General features: G+C 65.5%; 20 protein-coding genes. 6 read left to right on the forward strand and 14 right to left on the reverse strand.

Annotated elements, in window-relative coordinates; all coding sequences use genetic code 11:
• Positions 1–3: 3 nt before the first annotated feature.
• From ACTXG5_RS23615 to ACTXG5_RS23630, 4 genes are all read right to left on the reverse strand, one after another.
• Positions 4–1,371: a M16 family metallopeptidase gene (locus tag ACTXG5_RS23615; RefSeq protein ID WP_445161095.1), complete on the reverse strand. Its 1,368-nt coding sequence runs from the start codon at positions 1,369–1,371 to the stop codon at positions 4–6.
• Positions 1,352–3,628, reverse strand: coding sequence for a polyribonucleotide nucleotidyltransferase (locus ACTXG5_RS23620; RefSeq protein ID WP_445161096.1), 2,277 nt, complete (start codon positions 3,626–3,628; stop codon positions 1,352–1,354). The genes ACTXG5_RS23615 and ACTXG5_RS23620 overlap by 20 nt, the downstream gene beginning before the upstream one ends.
• Before the next feature lie 335 nt (positions 3,629–3,963).
• Positions 3,964–4,233, reverse strand: coding sequence for a 30S ribosomal protein S15 (rpsO, locus tag ACTXG5_RS23625; RefSeq protein WP_313861104.1), 270 nt, complete (start codon positions 4,231–4,233; stop codon positions 3,964–3,966).
• A gap of 129 nt (positions 4,234–4,362) precedes the next feature.
• Positions 4,363–5,334, reverse strand: coding sequence for a bifunctional riboflavin kinase/FAD synthetase (locus tag ACTXG5_RS23630; protein ID WP_445161097.1), 972 nt, complete (start codon positions 5,332–5,334; stop codon positions 4,363–4,365).
• Between the two features lie 142 nt (positions 5,335–5,476).
• On the opposite strand from ACTXG5_RS23630, the gene mntR reads away from it, so the two are divergent.
• Positions 5,477–6,169, forward strand: coding sequence for a manganese-binding transcriptional regulator MntR (gene mntR / locus ACTXG5_RS23635; protein WP_445161098.1), 693 nt, complete (start codon positions 5,477–5,479; stop codon positions 6,167–6,169).
• A 5-nt stretch (positions 6,170–6,174) separates the two neighbouring features.
• On the opposite strand, the gene ACTXG5_RS23640 is transcribed toward mntR, so the two are convergent.
• Genes ACTXG5_RS23640 through ACTXG5_RS23650 form a run of 3 tightly spaced genes read right to left on the reverse strand, consistent with a single transcriptional unit; the run spans position 6,175 to position 8,827 of the window.
• A complete protein-coding gene (locus ACTXG5_RS23640; protein ID WP_445161099.1) occupies positions 6,175–6,342 on the reverse strand; it encodes a hypothetical protein in 168 nt (55 codons plus the stop codon).
• Positions 6,343–6,345: 3 nt separating this feature from the next.
• On the reverse strand, positions 6,346–7,599 hold the full coding sequence (locus tag ACTXG5_RS23645; RefSeq protein ID WP_445161100.1) for an acyl-CoA dehydrogenase family protein: 1,254 nt from the start codon (positions 7,597–7,599) through the stop codon (positions 6,346–6,348).
• Between the two features lie 37 nt (positions 7,600–7,636).
• On the reverse strand, positions 7,637–8,827 hold the full coding sequence (locus ACTXG5_RS23650) for a lipid-transfer protein (RefSeq protein WP_445161101.1): 1,191 nt from the start codon (positions 8,825–8,827) through the stop codon (positions 7,637–7,639).
• 167 nt (positions 8,828–8,994) lie between these two features.
• On the opposite strand from ACTXG5_RS23650, the gene ACTXG5_RS23655 reads away from it, so the two are divergent.
• Entirely contained in the window at positions 8,995–9,828 is an 834-nt protein-coding gene (locus tag ACTXG5_RS23655) for an SHOCT domain-containing protein (protein WP_445161102.1), read from the forward strand.
• 9 nt (positions 9,829–9,837) lie between these two features.
• On the opposite strand, the gene truB is transcribed toward ACTXG5_RS23655, so the two are convergent.
• Genes truB through ACTXG5_RS23670 form a run of 3 tightly spaced genes read right to left on the reverse strand, consistent with a single transcriptional unit; the run spans position 9,838 to position 12,382 of the window.
• Positions 9,838–10,734, reverse strand: a complete 897-nt coding sequence (gene truB / locus ACTXG5_RS23660; protein ID WP_445161103.1) for a tRNA pseudouridine(55) synthase TruB — start codon at positions 10,732–10,734, stop codon at positions 9,838–9,840.
• Positions 10,731–11,411 carry a 4'-phosphopantetheinyl transferase PptT gene (pptT, locus tag ACTXG5_RS23665; RefSeq protein WP_445161104.1) on the reverse strand — a complete coding sequence of 227 codons (681 nt, stop codon included), beginning with the start codon at positions 11,409–11,411 and terminating at the stop codon, positions 10,731–10,733. The genes truB and pptT overlap by 4 nt, the downstream gene beginning before the upstream one ends.
• The gene (locus ACTXG5_RS23670; protein ID WP_445164563.1) at positions 11,408–12,382 is read right to left on the reverse strand and encodes a metallophosphoesterase family protein; all 975 of its coding nucleotides are present in this window, start codon (positions 12,380–12,382) and stop codon (positions 11,408–11,410) included. Before ACTXG5_RS23670 ends, pptT begins: the two co-directional genes overlap by 4 nt.
• A gap of 151 nt (positions 12,383–12,533) precedes the next feature.
• On the opposite strand from ACTXG5_RS23670, the gene ACTXG5_RS23675 reads away from it, so the two are divergent.
• Together ACTXG5_RS23675 and ACTXG5_RS23680 are read left to right on the forward strand one after the other, a co-directional pair.
• A complete protein-coding gene (locus tag ACTXG5_RS23675; RefSeq protein ID WP_445161105.1) occupies positions 12,534–13,118 on the forward strand; it encodes a DUF3558 domain-containing protein in 585 nt (194 codons plus the stop codon).
• Positions 13,119–13,213: 95 nt separating this feature from the next.
• A complete protein-coding gene (locus ACTXG5_RS23680) occupies positions 13,214–14,920 on the forward strand; it encodes a CocE/NonD family hydrolase (protein ID WP_445161106.1) in 1,707 nt (568 codons plus the stop codon).
• Here the strand turns inward: ACTXG5_RS23680 and ACTXG5_RS23685 are convergent.
• The gene (locus ACTXG5_RS23685) at positions 14,879–15,439 is read right to left on the reverse strand and encodes a DUF1802 family protein (RefSeq protein ID WP_445161107.1); all 561 of its coding nucleotides are present in this window, start codon (positions 15,437–15,439) and stop codon (positions 14,879–14,881) included. The two genes, ACTXG5_RS23680 and ACTXG5_RS23685, sit on opposite strands and share 42 nt — an antisense overlap.
• The gene (locus tag ACTXG5_RS23690) at positions 15,436–15,705 is read right to left on the reverse strand and encodes a DUF2277 domain-containing protein (RefSeq protein WP_445161108.1); all 270 of its coding nucleotides are present in this window, start codon (positions 15,703–15,705) and stop codon (positions 15,436–15,438) included. The genes ACTXG5_RS23685 and ACTXG5_RS23690 overlap by 4 nt, the downstream gene beginning before the upstream one ends.
• Positions 15,706–15,946: 241 nt before the next feature.
• On the opposite strand from ACTXG5_RS23690, the gene ACTXG5_RS23695 reads away from it, so the two are divergent.
• Positions 15,947–17,218: a PPE family protein gene (locus ACTXG5_RS23695; protein ID WP_445161109.1), complete on the forward strand. Its 1,272-nt coding sequence runs from the start codon at positions 15,947–15,949 to the stop codon at positions 17,216–17,218.
• A gap of 145 nt (positions 17,219–17,363) precedes the next feature.
• A complete protein-coding gene (locus ACTXG5_RS23700) occupies positions 17,364–17,786 on the forward strand; it encodes a hypothetical protein (RefSeq protein ID WP_445161110.1) in 423 nt (140 codons plus the stop codon).
• A 16-nt stretch (positions 17,787–17,802) separates the two neighbouring features.
• On the opposite strand, the gene ACTXG5_RS23705 is transcribed toward ACTXG5_RS23700, so the two are convergent.
• Complete coding sequence (locus tag ACTXG5_RS23705; RefSeq protein WP_445161111.1) at positions 17,803–18,732, reverse strand: histone deacetylase family protein; 930 nt, start codon at positions 18,730–18,732, stop codon at positions 17,803–17,805.
• Positions 18,733–18,913: 181 nt separating this feature from the next.
• A complete protein-coding gene (locus ACTXG5_RS23710) occupies positions 18,914–20,047 on the reverse strand; it encodes a glycerate kinase (protein ID WP_445161112.1) in 1,134 nt (377 codons plus the stop codon).
• Between the last annotated feature and the right edge of the window lie 313 nt (positions 20,048–20,360).

The following is a 20,360-nucleotide window of genomic DNA, read 5'->3' on the forward strand; positions in this document are numbered from 1 at the left end:
CGGCTAATTTACCATCGCCCGAAGTTGTTGCGGGAGAGATCGTTTCGAAGCATATGGCCCCAGAACAGCGGCACCGTAGCTCTTGGTCAGCAGCCGGCTGGCCACCGCATTGACCTCGTCGACGGTGACCTCGTCGATCCGCCGCAAGCTGTACTCGATACTGCGGTGCTTGCCATAGTTCAATTCGCTACGACCGATACGACTCATACGAGAACTGGAGTCTTCCAGGCCGAGAACGATCCCGCCACGCAAGGAACCCTTGGCGATGCGGCACTCCGCCTCGGTGATCCCGTCGCGGGCCACCGATTCGAGCACGTGACTGGTCACCCGCATGACCTCGGCGAACCGCTCGGGCAAACACGCCGCATACACCGACAGCGCACCGCTATCGGAAAACGTGTCGACCGACGAGTAGACCGAGTAGGCCAGCCCGCGTGATTCGCGAACCTCTTGGAACAGCCGGGAGCTCAGCCCGCCGCCCAGCGCGGCATGCAGCACCGACAACGCCCAGCGATGTTCCCAACCCCGTCCGGGGGTGCGCACACCGAGCAATACGTGGGTCTGCTCGGCGTCCCTCTTGGTTACCGACAATTGCGGGCTGCCGGCCACTCGTCCGGTGCCCTTGCGCGGCGAAACGGGCTGGCGCCCGCGCACCAAACGCGACCCGAAGTGCTCGCGCACCAGCGCGACCACCTCGTCGTGGTCGACATTGCCGGCCACCGCGACGACCATCCGTTCCGGCGTGTAGCGCCGCAGGTGGAATGAGTGCAGCTGGGCCCGGGTCATCGCCGATACGGATTGCGCGGTACCGATGACCGGGCGTCCCACCGGATGGTCACCAAAGAGCGCCGAGAGGAACGTGTCCCCCAGCGAGTCCTCCGGGTCGTCGTCGCGCATCGCGATTTCCTCGAGGACGACATCGCGTTCGACCTCGACGTCTTCGATGGCGCAGCGGCCGTTGAGGACCACGTCGGCAACCAGGTCGACGGCCAGCTCCAGGTCGCTGTCGAGCACGTGCGCGTAGTAGCAGGTGTGCTCCTTGGCGGTGAATGCGTTCAGCTCACCGCCGACGGCGTCCATCTCTTGGGCGATGCCCACCGCGGTCCGGGTCGGCGTCGACTTGAACAGCAGATGCTCGAGGAAGTGCGCCGCACCGGCGACGGTGGCGCCTTCATCGCGCGATCCGACTCCGACCCACACCCCGACCGACGCGGACCGGACCGCGGGTAGGTACTCGGTGACCACCCGCAGCCCGCCCGGCAACGTCGTGCGCCGAAGGGCGGCCTGGGGTTCGGGATTCGCTGCGGCGGCGTTCTTGCCCCGCCGCAGCGCGGGGTCAGCTGCTGGCTTTCTAGACTGAGCTGGCGGCATCGGCTGGCGCGGTCTCCGGGGAGTCGGCCGGGGCTTCGGGGGCGGACCCATTGTCGGCCCCGTCCTCTTCGGCCACCAGGACCAGCGAGATCTTGCCCCGCTTGTCGATGTCGGCGATCTCGACGCGCAGCTTGTCGCCGACGTTCACCACGTCCTCGACCTTCGCGATGCGCTTGCCCCTGCCGAGCTTGGAGATATGCACCAGACCGTCACGGCCGGGCAGCAGCGACACGAAAGCACCGAAATCCGTTGTCTTGACCACGGTTCCGAGGAATCGCTCCCCGACCGTCGGCAACTGCGGATTGGCGATGGCGTTGATCCTGTCGATCGCGGCCTGTGCCGAGGGGCCGTTGGTGGCGCCGACGTACACGGTGCCGTCGTCCTCGATGGAGATCTGTGCGCCGGTCTCCTCGGTGATGGAATTGATCATCTTGCCCTTGGGGCCGATGACCTCACCGATCTTGTCGATCGGCACCTTGATGGTGGTCACCACCGGCGCGTAGGGGCTCATCTGGTCGGGCGCGTCGATCGCCTCGGCCATCACCTCGAGAATCGTCAGTCGCGCGTCCTTGGCCTGCGCGAGCGCGCCCGCAAGCACGCTCGACGGGATCCCGTCGAGCTTGGTGTCCAACTGCAACGCCGTGACGAAGTCCTTGGTGCCCGCGCACTTGAAGTCCATGTCGCCGAACGCATCCTCGGCGCCGAGGATGTCGGTGAGGGTGACGAAGCGGCGCTCGGTCTTGCCGTCGACCTCAACGTCGTCGGAGACCAGGCCCATCGCGATGCCTGCGACCGGTGCCTTCAGCGGCACACCGGCGTTCAGCAGCGACAGCGTGGAGGCACAGACCGAGCCCATCGACGTGGAGCCGTTGGAGCTCAATGCTTCCGAGACCTGGCGGATGGCGTACGGGAATTCTTCGGTGCTGGGCAGCACCGGCATCAGGGCCCGCTCGGCCAGCGCGCCGTGCCCGATCTCGCGTCGCTTAGGCGAACCGACGCGGCCGGTCTCGCCGGTGGAGAACGGCGGGAAGTTGTAGTGGTGCATGTAGCGCTTGGAGGTTTCGGGTCCCAGCGAGTCGATCTGCTGGGCCATCTTGACCATGTCCAGCGTGGTGACACCCAGGATCTGGGTCTCGCCGCGCTCGAACAGCGCGCTGCCGTGTGCCCGCGGCACCACGGCGACCTCGGCCGACAGCGCGCGGATGTCGGTGATGCCGCGGCCGTCGATGCGGAAGTGGTCGGTCAGGATGCGCTGGCGGACCAGCTTCTTGGTCAGCGAGCGGAATGCGGCGCTGACCTCTTTCTCCCGGCCCTCGTAGGTCTCGGCGAGCCGCGCCAGCACCTCGGCCTTGAGCTCGTCGGTGCGCGCGTCGCGCTCGGCCTTGCCGCCGATAGTCAGCGCCTTGGCCAGCTCGTCGGTGGCCACCGAGGCGACCGAGTAGTACACGTCTTCCTGGTAGTCCGGGAATACCGGGTACTCGGCGGTTTCCTTGCCAGCAGCATCAGCCAGCTCCTGCTGCGCGGTACACAACGCGGCGATGAACGGCTTGGCCGCCTCAAGGCCTTCGGCCACAACGCTTTCGGTTGGTGCACCGGCGCCACCGTCGATCAAATCGATGACATTGTCGGTGGCTTCGGCCTCGACCATCATGATCGCGACGTCATCGCCAGCCTTGCGGCCGGCCACGACCATGTCGAACACCGCGCCTTCGAGCTGCTCGACGGTGGGGAACGCAACCCACTGGCCGTCGATCAGCGCAACCCGCACGCCGCCGACGGGGCCGGAGAACGGTAGCCCGGAAATCTGAGTCGACGCCGATGCGGCGTTGATGGCCAGCACGTCGTACAGATCCTTGGGATCCAGGCTCAAGATCGTGACGACGACCTGGATCTCGTTACGCAGGCCCGCGACGAACGTCGGGCGCAGTGGCCGGTCGATGAGCCGGCAGGTCAGGATCGCGTCGGTGGACGGCCTGCCCTCGCGCCGGAAGAACGATCCGGGGATACGGCCGGCGGCATACATCCGCTCCTCGACGTCGATCGTCAAGGGGAAGAAGTCGAAATGGTCTTTCGGGGTCTTGCTGGCGGTGGTCGCGCTCAGCAGCATGGTTTCGTCGTCGAGGTAGGCGACGACGGCGCCGGCGGCCTGTTGGGCCAGCCGGCCGGTCTCGAAACGGATGGTGCGGGTACCAAAGGTCCCGTTGTCGATTGTGGCGGTCGCTTCGTACACGCCTTCATCAATTTGAGCTACAGACATAGGTGTCCGTGCAGCCTCTCTGGGTTATTCAGCTTTTTTCGCGTGGTCACACGCAACCCGCAGAGGGGTTCGGAGCTTCCCTGAGAAACTAGAGTCTGAATGCGGCTACGGCCATCGATCGAAGCGGCCGACCTGCCCCAGATCCGGAGAGCCCGGCTGCCACTACCGAAGACCGCCCGATACAGACCGGGCTGCTTCCGTCGTGACACGCTGGAACGGAACACACGGATCTGCGTGCACCGCACCATTTGTTCAGGCCAGACTGGCCCAGAACGCTCCCACTCTACACCGGCGAACTCATTGGCCCGCCAGGGTGGCGTGGGACGGGCCAGACGTCAACGACGAAGGCCCAGCCGATCGATCAGCGAGCGGTAGCGCTCGACGTCGATCTGCGAGATGTATTTGATCAGCCGACGCCGACGTCCCACCAGCAGCAGCAATCCGCGCCGCGAGTGGTGGTCGTGCTTGTGGATCTTGAGGTGCTCGGTCAAGTCGGCGATCCGCTTGGTCAGCAGCGCGATCTGCGCCTCCGGCGATCCGGTGTCGGTGTCATGCAGGCCGTATTGGCCCAGAATTTCTTTTTTCTGCTCGGCAGTAAGCGCCACGAAATATCTCCATCAATTGGTCCGCGATCATCGGATATCAAGGCCCGGCCACCGCGAACTGCAGCACGCGCCGATGTCGTCGGGCAGTTTAGCAGTGAACAGGTGCCCGCCCCGAATCGTCGGATGCGGTCAGTCGGAGAGCAGCGAACGCGTCCGCTCGGTGTCGGTCGCGATCGCGTCCACCAGTTCCTTAATCGAATCGAACTTGTGCTGTCCGCGGATGCGGGTGACGAAGTCCAGGGCGACATGCTGTCCGTACAGGTCGGCGGTGGTATCGAGGACGAACGCTTCGACGGTGCGGGTGCGCCCGGAGAAGGTCGGGTTGGTACCGACGGAGACAGCGGCCTGGTAGCGCTCACCCGGGACGACGGTGCCGGTCACCGGCCCATGCCCGAGCACGGTGAACCAGGCGGCGTACACGCCGTCGGCCGGGATGGCCGAGTACATCGGCGGCGCGACATTGGCGGTCGGAAAGCCCAACTCGGCGCCACGCCCGTGGCCGCGGACCACGACGCCTTCGACGCGGTGCGGCCGGCCCAGCGCCTCGGTGGCCGCCCCCATGTCGCCGGCGTCCACACAGGAGCGGATGTAGGTGGACGAGAACGTCACGGTCTCGTTGCTGAGGTGCTCGGACAGCAGTGACATCGACTCCACTGCGAATCCGAACCGCTCACCGGCCTTGCGCAGGGTGTCAACACTGCCCATCGCCTTCTTGCCGAAGGTGAAGTTCTCCCCCACCACGACCTCAACGACGTGCAGGTTTTCCACCAGCAGCTCGTGGACGTAGCGCTCCGGCGTGAGTTTCATGAAATCCGTGGTGAACGGCATCACCAGGAAGACGTCGACACCCAACTCTTCGACGAGTTCGGCGCGGCGGGTCAGGGTGGTCAGCTGGGCCGGGTGACTGCCCGGATAGACCACTTCCATCGGGTGCGGGTCGAAGGTCATCAGCACGGCAGGCACGTTGCGCGCCCGCCCGGCTTTCACCGCGTGCGCAATCAATTCGGCGTGACCGCGGTGCACGCCGTCGAACACCCCGATGGTGAGCACACATCTGCCCCAGTCAGTGGGGATCTCGTCTTGGCCGCGCCACCGCTGCACGACCGCAAGCCTACGGTGCACAGTCGCCCGACGCGCCGAAGGATCCCGATTCCGCAGTACCGGCCCGGGCGTTTCGGCACAACCACGCCGACTGGGCCGGTCACCACACCACATCAGACGTCGAGTGCCTAAACTTCCGACTGTGAGGGCTGACGACGAGGCTGGCGGTCTCACCGCGGTTGGCCAGGACTATCTCAAGGTCATTTGGAATGCCCAAGAGTGGTCGGTGGAAAAGGTCAGCACCAAAATGCTCGCCGACCGGATCGGGGTGTCGGCCAGCACGGCCTCGGAGTCGATCCGCAAACTCGCCGAGCAGGGGCTGGTCGACCACGCGAAGTACGGTGCGGTGACGCTGACCGAAGCGGGCCGGCGAGCGGCGCTGGAGGTGGTGCGCCGGCACCGGCTGCTGGAGACCTTCCTGGTCAACGAGCTCGGCTACGGCTGGGACGAGGTCCACGACGAGGCCGAGGTGCTCGAACACGCGGTATCGGATCGCCTGGTCGCCCGCATCGACGCCAAGCTGGGGTTCCCGCAGCGCGACCCGCACGGTGACCCGATCCCGGCCTCCGACGGACAAGTGCCCACCCCGCCCGCCCGCCAGCTGTGGGCGTGCGGCGATGGCGAGACCGCGACGGTGGCCCGGATCTCCGATGCCGACCCCGAGATGCTGCGTTATTTCTCCAGCGTCGGGATCAGTCTCGACTCGCGGTTGCGGGTCCTGACCCGGCGCGAGTTCGCCGGCATGATCTCGGTCGCGATCGAATCAGCCGATGGCGCCGAGACCACCGTCGATCTGGGCAGTCCGGCCGCCCGGGCCGTCTGGGTCGTGGCTTAGCTGCTTCAGTCGGCGATCGCGAGCTCGGCGTAGCCGGGCGCGGCGGGTCGCCGCCCCAAGTCCCAGTCGGCGATCGCGAGCTCGGCGCAGCCGGGCGCGGCGGGTCGCCGCCCCAAGTCCCAGTCGGCGATCGCGAGCTCGGCGCAGCCGGGCGCGGCGGGCCGCCGCCCCAAGTTCTAGTCGGCGAGTAGCCCCTTGGCGATGTGGGTGACCTGAACCTCGTTACTGCCCGCGTAAATCATCAACGATTTCGCATCGCGGGCCAGCTGCTCCACCCGATACTCGGCCATATAGCCGTTACCGCCGAACAATTGCACGGCCTCCATCGCCACCTCGGTGGCCGCCTCCGACGAGTACAGCTTGACGGCCGACGCTTCGGCCAACGTCAGCGGTTTACCGGCCTGCTGGCGCTCGATCGTCTGAAACACCATGTTCTGCACGTTCATTCGCGCTATTTCCATCTTCGCCAGCTTGAGTTGGATCAGCTGGAATTGCCCGATGTTCTTGCCCCATAGTGTGCGGGCCTTCGCGTAATCCACGCACAGCCGGTGGCACTCGTTGATGATGCCCAGCGCCATCATCGCGATCCCGATCCGTTCGGCGGCGAAATTGTCGCGGGCGCTGTCCCGGCCGTCGCCGCTGGCGTGCTGTTCACTTTCGCCGAGCAACCGGTCCGGGCTCAGCCGCACGTTGTCGAAGAACAGTTCGCCGGTCGGCGAGGACATCATGCCCATCTTCTTGAAGGGCTTGCCCTGGGTGAGGCCTTCCATCCCCGAGTCGAGCACGAAAACCAGCACGGAGCGGTTCCGCTTGTCCACGGAAGCGTCGCCTTCGTCCAGTTTCGCGTACACGATTAGGACGTCGGCGTTAGGACCATTGGTGATGAACGTTTTCTGCCCGTTGAGGAGGTAATCCTCGCCGTCACGCTTGACGTAGGTTTTCATTCCGCCGAACGCGTCCGAACCGGAGTCCGGTTCGGTAATCGCCCACGCCGCAATCTTTTCCAGCGTCATCAGCTCGGGCAGCCAGCGTTCTTTTTGAGCCAGCGTGCCGCGACTCATGATGGTCGTTGCGCCCAGACCAAGGCTGACCGACGCGGTGCTCAGCAATCCGATGCTGACCCGCGCGATTTCGGAAACCAGTACCGCGACCATCGACCCCTGGACGCCCATGCCGCCCGAATCATCTGCGCTGTCCTGCTTTTCGCGCTTACTCTCGCCGTTGCTCTTGGCGCGCTCGCGATCCAGCATCTTTTTGACCGACTCGGCGGCCAGCACGTCCAGGCCGAACTGGCTGAAAAACTTGCGGGCGATCGGATAAGGCGACAGCGCACCGGTTTCCAGTTCGTCCAGATGCGGGCGGATCTCCTTGTCCACGAACTGACGAACGGCATCCCGCATCATCAGGTCGGTGTCGGACCACTCGATCATGGCTTCCCCTCTTGGCCCCCGGGGCCTGCTGCGCCGCTCAGCGCTCGGCCCGCTGGTACGCGGTGACGACGGCGGCTCCGCCGAGCCCGATGTTGTGTTGCAGTGCGGCGGTGACGTTGTCGACCTGACGCTTGTCGGCCTTGCCCCGCAGCTGCCAGGTCAGTTCGGCGCACTGCGCCAGCCCGGTCGCGCCCAGCGGGTGACCCTTGGAGATCAGGCCCCCGGACGGGTTGACCACCCACCGTCCGCCGTAGGTGGTGTCGCCGTTGTCGATCAGCTTGGGCGCCTCGCCCAGACCGCACAGACCGAGGGCCTCATAGAGCAGCAGCTCGTTGGCCGAGAAACAGTCGTGCAGTTCGATCACCTGGAAGTCGTCGGGGCCGAGACCGGACTGGTCGTAAACCCGTTGCGATGCTTGCACATTCATGTCGTAGCCGATGAGGCCCTTGGCGGTGCCGTCGTAGGTGGACTTGAAGTCGGTCGTCATGGCCTGGCCGACGATCTCCACCGCCTGACTAGCCAATCCGTGGCGGTCGACGAATCCCTCCGAGGCCAGGATCGCCGCGCCCGAACCATCCGACGTCGGCGAGCACTGCAGCTTGGTGAGCGGGTCATAGATCATCTTCGCCGCCAGGATGTCGTCGAGGGAGTACTCCTCCTGGAACTGTGCGAACGGGTTGTTCACCGAATGCTTGTGGTTCTTGTGGCCGATCTTGGCGAAGTGTTCGGCGGTGGACCCGTATTGCTTCATGTGCTCGCGACCGGCCGCGCCGAACATCCACGGCGCCGCCGGGAAGGCGAACTCGCTGATCTCGGCCATCGCCTTGACGTGCTTGTCCATCGGATTGGTGCGGTCTTCGTAGGTAGTCGCAAGCGAACCGGGCTTCATCTTCTCGAACCCGAGCGCGATCGTGCAGTCGGCCAGGCCGCCGCGAATGGCTTGCGCCGCCATGAACAGCGCGGTGGAGCCGGTCGAGCAGTTGTTGTTGACGTTCACGATGGGGATACCGGTCAATCCCAGTTCGTAGAGCGCCCGCTGCCCCGCTGTCGACTCGCCATAGACGTAGCCGACGTAGCCCTGTTCGATCTCGCTGTAGTCGATGCCGGCGTCGGCCAGGGCGTTGGTCCCCGACTCGCGCGCCATGTCCGGGTAATCCCAGCCCTCGCGGCGGCCCGGCTTCTCGAATTTCGTCATGCCGACGCCGATCACGTAAACCTTGTTGGACATAGCGCGCCCCTTTCGAACGGCTTGGGGTGTTGACACCCGTCTAGTCGGCAGCTTAACCGTGCGTGGTCACCGGCTGGAACCCCCGCCCGTCAGGTGGCCGTCTCATGCTCAGTAGCCCCTGACTTGCGTACGCTCGAATGCAGACCGACGACGAAAGACTCACGACTATGAAGGCAACGGTTACCCCGGAGGCCGCCGACGCCATCGCCGAGATCGCCCAGCGCCATGGGCTCTCTCAAGACGCGGTGCTGGCCATGCTGGTTGCGCTGCGCACCGGTGGGGGCACCATGGCCCAGTTCTCCATTCCCGAGCTCGGCGGAAGCGGGCAATGGATGCGGGGCGGCATGACGATGGTCGGCAACATGTTCGACAACGCGCTCAAGGCGCGCGTCGATGCGCTGTGCAACGAATTGGTTCAGCTGCTCGCCACCACCGCGGTATTTCCACCCGCGACCTCGCACATCGAGATGGGGTTGCTTCCATCGAACAACTGGTGGCCGGCCGACCTCGGGGCCCCGAGCGCGGCGGGCGGGCAGAACGATGTGCGCTACGCATTCTTTCCTGGCACCCGGCGTCTGGCGATCCAGATCAGCGGTGTCACAAGGATTTTCGATACCGGAGAGCATCACATCGGCGGCGTGCAACAGCAGCAGGGTGGTGGTTACGGCTCAGTGAGCTTCACCAGCCAGTTCGGCACCTTCGGCGTCGCGAGCTTGCGTGACCTCGGCGCGCAACCGGCGGCGCAAACTCCGGCCGCGACACCCGCCCCAGCTCCGGCTGCGGCCCAAGCCCCGCCGCACCAGCCGCCATCTCAGTCGCAGTACCAATCGAGCCCGCCGCCGCAATTTGCACCTCAGATACCCAAGCCCGCTTCCGGTCCCTCCGACGATGCTGCGGCCATCGTCGCGGCCATCGAATCGCTGGCCGGATTGCATCAGCGCGGCATCCTCTCCGACGAGGAGTTCGCCACGAAAAAGGCCGAACTGCTCAGCCGGCTCTGACCCGCCCGGCTAGAGCGTCGCGGGGCGGATTACCACCACCGACTTGGTCCGAGAACCCTCGTCGCGCAACAGCGCGATCACCCGGCCGTGCTCGTCGGCGGCGGCATAGACACCGTCGATACCGCCCGGCGGCAAGGACCGGCCGTGGCTGGTCGCCTCGGCCTCCTCGGGGTTCAGGTCGCGGCGCGGGAACACCAGCAGGCACGCGTCGTCCAGCGTCCAGTTCAGCCGCGGCTGTTCGGCCAGTTCGTCGAGTGAGCGCGCCTGGTCCAACTCGAAATGGCCGACGCGGGTGCGCCGCAACGACGTCAAATGGCCGCCCACTCCGAGCGCGGACCCGAGATCGCGGGCCAGCGCACGGATGTAGGTCCCCGACGAGCAGTCGACGTCGACGTCGAGATCGATCACGCCGCCGGCGTCCCGCCGGGTCGCCGACACCTCGAACCGGTCGATGCGCACCGGGCGGCCCTTGAGCTCGACGGGCTGGCCCTCGCGGACCAATTGATACGCGCGGCGGCCACCGACCTTGATCGCGCTGACCGCCGACGGCACCTGTTCGATATCTCCGCGCAGCGCGGCGACCGCGGCGGCGATCTCCTCGTCGGTCAGATGTTCGGCCGAGATGCTTTGCAGCAGTTCGCCTTCGGCGTCTTCGGTGGAGGTGGTCTGGCCCAGGCGGATGCTGCCGGCATATGACTTCTCCGACGCCGTCAACAGGCCGAGGATCTTGGTGGCACGGTCGATCCCGATCACCAGCACGCCGGTGGCCATCGGGTCCAGCGTCCCCGCGTGGCCCACGCGTCGGGTGGCGAAGATTCGACGGCAGCGCCCCACGACATCGTGGCTGGTCATTCCGGCCGGCTTGTCGACGACGACGATGCCTGGACCGGTAAGGCTTTGGGTCACAGCACGATCGCGGTCAACACCAGGCCGCGCTCGACCGCCCAACGGCCCCGCAGCGCGGTGAGCGGCGGACCTGTCAGCGCCTCGCCGTCGATCAGGATCCGCGAGACGAACCCACCGGTCGCCGACCCGGGGCCATCGGCCTCGAAGGTGATGTGGGCGTCTTCGAAACCCAGCCATCGCTTGGTCAGCGGAAACCACGCCTTGTACGTTGCTTCCTTGGCGCAGAACAGGATTCGATCCCAGTGCAGGTCAGCGGACATTACCTGGGGGATTTCGCCGCGCTCCTCGGGCAGGCTGATCGCATCCAGCACGCCGTTCGGCAACGTGTCGTGTGGTTCGGCGTCGATCCCCACCGAGCGCACCGCGGCACTGCGCCCCACCACCGCACCGCGATATCCGGTGCAGTGAGTGAGGCTGCCGACCACACCGTCGGGCCAGCAGGGTTCTCCCTTGTCGCCTTTGAGGATCGGCACCGGCGGCAGGCCCAGCTCACCCAGTGCGATCCGGGCGCAATACCGGACAGTGATGAACTCGTTGCGCCGCTTGGCAACCGACTTGGCGATCAGCGGCTCTTCTTCGGGCAACGGAACCAGGCCGGGCGGGTCCGAGTACAACTCCGAATAGGCCATACCCTGCGTCGCCGGCAACACCGACGACACGAGCAGGTCTGCGGTCATCGCGACTGCCGCTCTCGCAATCGTTCACGGAACTTCGCGGACTGTTCCCGCATCTCAGGCGTGATCTGGAAGTGGCCACCGAATTCGTTCAGAGAACCGGGCGGGTACTGCGGGTCCGGCAAGATCTGGCGCAGCCAGCTGGGGGGCTTGCGGCGCCGCCACTCCCGCGGATAGCCCACCGAGCATTCCTCGAAGCGCACGTCGTCATACCAGGTGGTTCGGGGAATATGTAAGTGGCCGTAAACCGAGCAGACAGCGTTGTAGCGGGTGTGCCAGTCGGCGGTCTTGGTGGTCCCGCACCACAGCGAGAATTCCGGATAGAACAACGCGTCGCAGGGGTCGCGCACCAGCGGGAAGTGGTTCACCAGGATGGTCGGCGTCATCCAGTCGAGTTGTTCGAGGCGGGCGCGGGTGATCTCCACCCGCTCGCGACACCAGGCGTCGCGGGTCGGGTACGGCTCCGCGGAGAGCAGGAATTCGTCGGTGGCCACCACGTTGCGCTGGCGCGCGATTTCCAGGCCTTCGGCTTTGCTCCGCGCCCCCTCTGGCAAGAAGGTGTAGTCGTAGAGCAAGAACATCGGCACGATCGTGGCCGGCCCGCCGCGTTCGGTCCACACCGGGAAGGGATGTTCCGGTGTGACCACGCCCATCTCGTCGCACATGTTGACCAGGTAGTCGTAACGCGACTTGCCGAAGACCTGCGCGGGATCGCGATTGGTGGTCCACAGCTCGTGGTTGCCCGGCACCCAGATCACCTTGGCGAACCGGCGTCGCAGCAGGTCGAGGGCCCAACGGATCTCGTCGGTGCGTTCGGCGACGTCACCGGCGACGATCAGCCAGTCATCCGGCGACGACGGGTAAAGCGATTCGGTGACCGGCTTGTTGCCCATGTGACCCGTGTGCAGGTCGGAGACCGCCCACAATGTCGGTTGGCCTGTCGGCTGTCCCCCGTTAGTCGAGTCACGCGTCACCACGAGTAACCAGCCTAACGACCCGGTGGGATAGGCCGGGTTCGGCTAGGGCCTTGCTTGCGGGATTAGAACGTGTTCTCGTTTCACTGTGACCCTGCAGCCACGACCTATACACTCCCGGCAAGGGACGGCCGCGAGGTCAGGGGGTTTCGTGTTCACCAAGATTCGTCTGATCGGTGCGGTTGCTGCGCTGATCACGGCGGTCATTGCGGGCACCGTGGGTTGGCAGAGCGCCCCTCCCGCGCCGACCGGAGGCGGCACGGTCGAGCTGCGGTCGACCGCGGCGCCGATGGAGACCACGATGAAGAGCCCGATCGTGGCCACCACCGATCCGAGCCCGTTCGATCCGTGCCGGGACATCCCGTTCGACGTCCTGCAGCGGCTCGGGCTGGCGTTCACCCCTCCCGAGCCCCAGGACGGGCTTCGCTGCCAATTCGACGCGGGTAACTATCAGCTGGCCGTCGAGCCCATCGTCTGGCGCACGTACGAGCAGTCCCTGCCTCCCGACGCCCTCGAGACCACGATCCAGGGACACCGTGCCGCAACGTACTGGGTGCTGAAGCCGACCTATCACAACAGCTACTGGTTCTTCTCCTGCATGGTGGCGTTCAAGACCAGCTACGGGGTGCTCCAGCAGGCGCTCTTCTACTCGACGGTCTACTCCAACCCCGAGGTCGACTGCCCGTCGACCAACCTGCAGCGGGCCAACGACCTCACCCCGTACTACAAGTTCTAGCCCGCGCAGGCGGCCGGCTGAGCGCGATGTGTTGTCGCTGAAACGGTTTCGCGTCGGAGCAAACACCGTTGTCGGTCGGGCTTAACCTGGTGGGCGTGAGTATGACATCGACTCGACCCGGGGAAGCCGCGCTGAACACCCTGACTCAGGCCGCCGACAACGCGTTGGGCCGGCTGTTGGGTCTGCGGCCGGCCACCACCGGTTACACCGTGAACCGGGTTGAAGTCCCGATGCGCGACGGCGTGCAGCTGGTGGCCGATCACTACGCACCGGCCACGTCCAGCCCCGCCGGCACTGTGTTGGTGCGCGGACCGTACGGGCGTGGATTTCCGTTCTCGTTGTTGTTCGCCAGGCCGTATGCGTCGCGCGGCTACCACGTCGTGCTGCAGAGCGTGCGCGGGACGTTCGGTTCCGGCGGCCTGTTCGAGCCGATGGTCAACGAAACCACCGACGGCGCCGACACGGTCGCGTGGCTGGTGGAGCAGCCCTGGTTCACCGGGCGGTTCGCCACCATCGGCCCGTCCTATCTGGGATTCACCCAGTGGGCGATATTGCAGGATCCCCCGCCACAGCTGGCAGCTGCCGTCGTCACCGCGGGCCCGCACGATTTTGCGGCGTCGGTGTGGGGTACCGGGTCGTTTGCGGCCAGCGACTTCCTGGGCTGGAGCGATCTCGTTGCCCGTCAGGAGGACCCCGGGCGCATCAAGGCCGGAATCCGCCAACTGCAGGCATCGCGCAAGGTCGCAAGCGCGGTCGCCGAGGCGCCCCTGGGTGCGGCGGCCCGACGGATGCTCGGCACCGGAGCACCATGGTTCGAGTCATGGCTGGAAAGCCCCGAGGCAAACGACCAGTTCTGGGAGCGGTTGCGGTTCGGCTCGTCGCTGGATCGCGTGCACGTTCCGGTGCTGTTGCTCGGCGGCTGGCAGGACGTCTTCCTGCGCCAGACGCTGCAGCAGTACCGGCACCTGCGCGGCCGGGGCGTCGACGTCGCGATGACGATCGGTCCCTGGGCGCACACCGAGTTGCTCACCAAGGGGCTGGCCACCTGCGCGCGCGAATCGTTGGACTGGCTGGACACCCATCTGGCGGGCGCCACGGCCCTGAGCCGGCCCAGCACGGTTCGCGTCTGCGTCACCGGCCAGGGCTGGCGCAACGTGGGCGACTGGCCGCCCGCCACCTCCCAACGTGCCCTGTACCTGCGGCCCGGCCGCTACCTGGACGACACGTCGCCGATCGACCCGGCGGAATTGCCGCCGGCGACGTTCCGCTACAACCCTGCCGACCCGACACCGACCACCGGCGGTGCGCTGCTGTCCCCGCTCGCCGGTTACCGCGACGACAGCCGCCTTGCACTGCGCGATGACGTGCTGACCTTCAACAGCGCGACCCTGCTGCACGATCTGTGCGTGTACGGGAACCCGGTCGTCGAGCTGGCGCACAGCTCGGACAATCCGCACGTCGACCTGTTCGTCCGGGTCAGCGAAGTCGACGCCAAGGGCCGGTCCCGCAACGTCAGCGACGGCTACCGGCGGCTGACCGCCCCGGCGCAGACCGTCAGCATCGAACTCGACGCGATCGCGCACCGCTTCCGCGCCGGCTCACGCATCCGGCTGCTGATCACCGGCAGCTGGTCCCCCCGCTACGCGCGCAACCTGGGCACCGAAGAACCGACGCTGACGGCCCGGCAATGGAAGCCGGCCACCCACGCCGTTCACTACGGGCGCTCCCGGCTGTTGCTGCCGGTCGGCCCGCTCGACCTGTCAGCCAACGGCGTCGCGGACCCGGGCGGCGATCTCGATTAGCGCGGCGTCGTCGTGGGTCGGCGCTGCCAAGGCCGGCCGCGCGGGTAGCTGCACCCAGCTGGTGCAGCCCCGGTGTTCGGGGGTACGGGTCAGGCGTATCGGCTCGACCAGTGGAATCACGGATACCACCAGCGCGGCAAGTTTGTGCTTGGGCCGGAAATCGAGCCGGTCGGCGCGCACCGATTCGGCGGTCCAGATATGCAAGTCCTCGATTATCTCGAGCCGCTCCGGCCGGTTAACCGCCAGTGCAGCAACCACTTTCGCCGCCGCGCGGATCACCAGCTGATCGTCGGTGCTGTCGGCCGCCGCGGGCCCCAGCAGGTCGCGATGCTCGGGCCGGACCCGCTCTTGGTGGCTGTGCGCCACCGTCGGAAACAACAAGAACTCCGGCGACGCCACGTCAAACCGCTTCTCCCCGATGCCGCCCTTGCGTAACAGCACATACTGCCGACCGTGCAGCAGTGCATGCACGGCGGCGCTCCACTCCTTGAGCGCGGGCGTCGTTGCGGTGAGCGTCATTTCGCCGCGGTCAGGCGGGCCACTACCTCGGGTCGACGCAACGGCGGGACGGTCTTCGGCGGTTGCCGGCGCGGTGGCAGGGACTGCAGCAATCGCGTCGTCGTCTGGGTGACCTCGGCGACCGCGACCTCGAACGCTTCGGCGTTCGCCTCCGACGGGTGCGTGATGCCGCTGACTTTGCGCACATATTGGCGCGCGGCCGCGGCGATCTCCTCGGCCGTGGCCTCGGGTTGCAAGCCGCGCAGTTCGGTGATGTTCCGGCACATGCCTACCACGATAGGCGGGGTTTGCCGCCCGGACCTCGCCAAGGTGGGCAGCCCTCGCCCGAGCAATCGGCGCCATGTTCGCCTTGGGTTGCAAGCCCGCCCGGCCAGCAACATATGAATTTCATATGAGCAGCGTTGACCCGAACTGAATACTGTATACAGTAGTCCTCCAAAAGCCGCTGAAACCGGCTACAGCAATCGGCGACGCACTGACCCGACGATGGCCGAGACGAGGATCAACATGGATTTTCAGACGCTGCCGCCCGAAGTGAATTCCGGCCGGATGTACGCGGGGCCCGGCCCCGCGACGCTGCTGGCCGCCTCCGCGGAATGGGAGGAACTGGCCGCAGAGATGCATCTCGCGGCCCGCAGGTGCGAGTCGGTGCTCGCCGAGTTGACCAGTGGTTCGTGGACGGGCCCATCGTCGATGGCGATGACTGCCGCAGTCCTGCCGTACGTCGAATGGGTGAGGACGACGGCCGCACAATGTGAGGACGCGGCCACCAAGGCCACCACCGCAGCGACCGCCTACGAAACGGCTTACGCGATGACGGTGCCACCGCCGCTGATCCTCGCCAACCGGGTCCGGTTGACGGCATTGATTGCCGGCAACCTGATCGGGCAGAACACGCCCGCCATCATGGCTGCTGAGGCCGAGTACAGCGAAATGTGGGCCAAAGACGCCGCGGCGATGTACGGCTATGCGGCCAATTCGGCTTCCGTCTCCACACTTTCAGCTTTTGCGCCTCCGCCAAGTACCACGAATCCGGGCGACCCCGCTGCCCAATCCGGTGGCACGGCGCAGGGGGGGTCGACAACCCTGCAGGGCCTCGCGGGCTCTGGCGCCCGCAGCGGCGTAGCGGCCGCGATGGGTGCGGGGGCGCCGTTGGCATCGTCGGGGATTTCCTCCTCTGTCACGTTGCTGTCGCGGCTGACCCACAACTCAGCCAAAAGCGTCACCAAGGGCACACATGCAGGGATGCAGGCCGGCTCGCGGCTGCTCTCCACCGCGATGACCAGCCTGGTTGACGTCGGCAGTACTGCTGCGCCCGAAATCGGTACCAATGCGATCGGGATCGGTTCAGACGGCTTCGGTTTGAGCACCGACATCAGCGGATTTGCCCTCGACCTGGCCGGTTCCGGCCTCGAATTGGTCGGTGGCGATTCGCTTTTGGACGCCGAGGAGGCAATCCCCGGTGAGCTCGGCGCTGTTGGGTCGCTGGCCGACCCCTGGTCGGCGGGATTGGACGGCGGACCCGCGGCCAACCTAGGTCAAGCGTCTCAACTGGGAACCTTGTCGGTACCGCCCGGCTGGGCCAATTCGCTTTCGGGAAACCCGGGCAACGCGCCCAGGCATGTCCCTTCGCCGCCCAGCCACCATGGGTCGGGGGCGCCACATCCCCACGCCGCCAACCAGCCCATGGGAGGCATAGTGGGCCGCGAGTCCGCAGGCGCGGGTTACCGAGTGGGCTCGCGCGCCTCCCTCATTCCACATTCGCCGATGGCGGGATAGCACTGCGTCGGTGCGTAAATCGCAGGGCACACCCATGGCGAGCGCTATCCGTCAAAGTGATGGGCTGCTTCACTTTCCGTCATGGCGGGCAGTCCCAAAGATCGGCGACAATAGATGCATTGGACTCACATCCCGAGCCGGATACATGGCTGGAGGAGATCTGTTGATTCGACCATCATTTGGTGACGCGTTGCGCGAATTGCTGTTTTGCTCGCACCGTACCGTCGACGACGTAGTGAACGCATTTTTCGCTCAGGACTACGAGCATCGCGACAATGGAAAGACATACACCCGAGACGAGTTCGCCTGCCTAGTCGCGATTGCACGCTCAAATGTCACGCACGGGAGCGTGTTCACCCTCGAAGAATTCCGCTTCTGGAACCGCTACGCCGCACGACTTGTCCTCAAGGTCACCAAAACTGACGGCGCTGATGAGTACGTAGAGCTATACGCGATCGGTCAGTACGCGATCGACGGCCGGTTCCTGCGGCTAAGTCAAGCTCGTTTCCCGGTGCCCAGCGTGGAATTCGCTGTGCAGGGCGAGCTCAGATCCCAACCTGTTGGCTAACGATCCGCGCCCCGGCCTAACCCTTCATCAGCTCGCCAACGTGAGCCGCGACGGAATCCGCCAGTCCCTGAAGGTCGTAACCCCCTTCTAATACCGCCACCAGTCGGCCGTCGCAATGTTTCTCGGCTGAGTTCATCAACTCGCGGGTGACCCAGCCGAAGTCGTCAGCAGTCATCATCAGCGAGCCAAGCGGGTCACGCTGGTGTGCATCGAATCCCGCAGACACAAGAATCAACTCCGGAGAGAACCCGTCGAGCGCGGGCAGTATTCGTTGCTGAAATGCCTCGCGTAACTCGACGCCGCCGTCGCCGGACTTCAGCGGTGAGTTGAAGATATTGCCGACCCCAGTTTCTACTGCTGCGCCCGTGCCCGGAAAGAGTGGCATCTGATGGGTGGAGGCATACAGCACATCGGAATCGGCATAGAAAATCTCCTGGGTGCCATTGCCATGGTGAACGTCGAAATCGACGATCGCGACCCGCGCCACGCCGTACTTCTGCTGCGCATGCCGCGCTCCGATGCTGATGTTGTTGAACAAGCAAAACCCCATAGCCCGCTCGGTTTCCGCGTGATGGCCCGGCGGCCGGCACGCCACGAACGCATTCTGGACCTGCCGAGTCAGAACATTGTCGATTGCCTGTAGCGTGCCGCCGACTCCGCGCAAAACCACTTCCCACGTCGATGGCTCCATCATGGTGTCGCCGCCATCGAGGTACACATAACCTTGCGCCGGGCGCGCGGCTTCGAGCTCGTCGACGTAACGGTTGGAGTGCACATAGCGTGTCGTCGCGAGGTCGGCCAGATCGGCTCGCTCGCGCACGAGCGTGTCGAATTGCGGCTGATTGAGTACCGCTTCCACCACGCGGTAGCGATCCGGCCGCTCCGGATGCCCCCCGCCGGTCTTGTGGTGAGCGAAACTCGGATGATCCAACAGCAAGGTGGCCATTGCGGCGGACCTCTTTTCGGGTCGTGAACTGCAGAACAGAAGGACAATCTGCTACCTGGATACTGTATGCATCAGCATGCTACCGCGTTGCGCCAACAGCGTCAGCCGCATGACGTCCCGAACCGACTGGCGGCACGACCCCCGTGTTGTCCTATCACGCAGGCGTGATCGATTTTTGGTATCAGCCCGACACCGGCGGGCTGTCGCGGATCAGCCGCTCGGTGACCAGGGTCAGCAGTTTGGCGGCGTACTTGGTGCAGCGCGCAAGATCGGGTTCGAGTTCATTGAGGGTACGTACCGCGAAGAAGCCTGCCCCCCGGACTTGGGCGCTCGTCAATGTCGATACCCCAGCGATGGCGAAGGTTGGTATGTCGTATGCGTGGGCATATCGAGAAACGCCCACGGGGGCTTTGCCGCGCAACGACTGGCAGTCCAGGGACCCTTCGCCGGTAATCACCATCTTGGCGCCCAACAGTTTTCGATCAAGCTCGATGAGGTTCAGGATCATGTCGATGCCGGGTCTCATTCGTGCGCGCAGTACGGCAAGCGCGGCAAATCCCACCCCGCCCGCGGCGCCGGCCCCGAGCGAGTCTCGGCAATCGGCGCCGATAACTTTCTCAACCAGGTCCGCCCATCTGATGAGGCCGCGGTCCAGTTCGCCGACTTGGCTTGCGGCGACTCCTTTTTGTGGTCCGTAGACCGCGGCCGCCCCAAGCGGCCCGCACAGCGGGCTATCCACGTCGGCGGCCAACGTGATGGTGGCTGTGCCCAGGCCCGGATGCAGCCGGCTGAGATCGAGCTGGGTGGCATCGGCAAGGCCTCGACCACCGAGAGCAATTGGATCGCCATGGCGATCAAGCACCTCGGCACCCAGCGCCATCAGCATCCCCGCGCCCCCGTCGGTACTTGCGCTTCCGCCAACCGTGATGACAATGTCGCGGCAGCCGTCGTCCAATGCTTGGGCGATCACGCGGCCCAGCCCGTAACTCGTCGCCGTTACCGGCGCCGGTGTTGCCGCCGGAAGCCGCTGCAGGCCACAGATATCAGCCATCTCGATGACCGCCCGCCTGCCCTTGCGGGCATACGCGGTGTGTACTGGTGCGCCAGTCGGGCCGCACGCCTGCGCGTCGACTTTTTCGAATCCGGCCGCCAAGACGGCATCCAGGGTGCCCTCTCCCCCGTCTGCGACCGGGCAGACGATCGGGGTCATCGTCGGGTCTGCTCGGCTCACCCCGTGTGCCATCGCCCGCCCAGCCTGCTCTGCTGTCAACGAGCCCTTGAACTTGTCCGGCGCCAGCACGATATTGCCACTCATGGGGAAACCATCCCGTCACGTCGTTGCGAGGGTTTGTCGGCGGACGGTGAAGGAACCGCACAACAAGCAGCAATTCCGTCATCCGGAATTCTGCTTCCGTCCAAATAACCTGACACGCGCAATGGATGACTGTCAACGATGTTCCGCGTGACACCCACCGTTGTCATCGAAATTGCTTATTAAATAGGGCTATTCGGCAATTGTGTGGCTGGCCGATCCTTGACAGAACCGGTGGATATCGCTTGACTCGTTTCGTATCTCGATGCAGTGATTCCGCTATACGGAACCGGGAGCACGCCGAGCCGGCTGCGGC

Source organism: Mycobacterium sp. Dal123C01 (genome assembly GCF_052566995.1).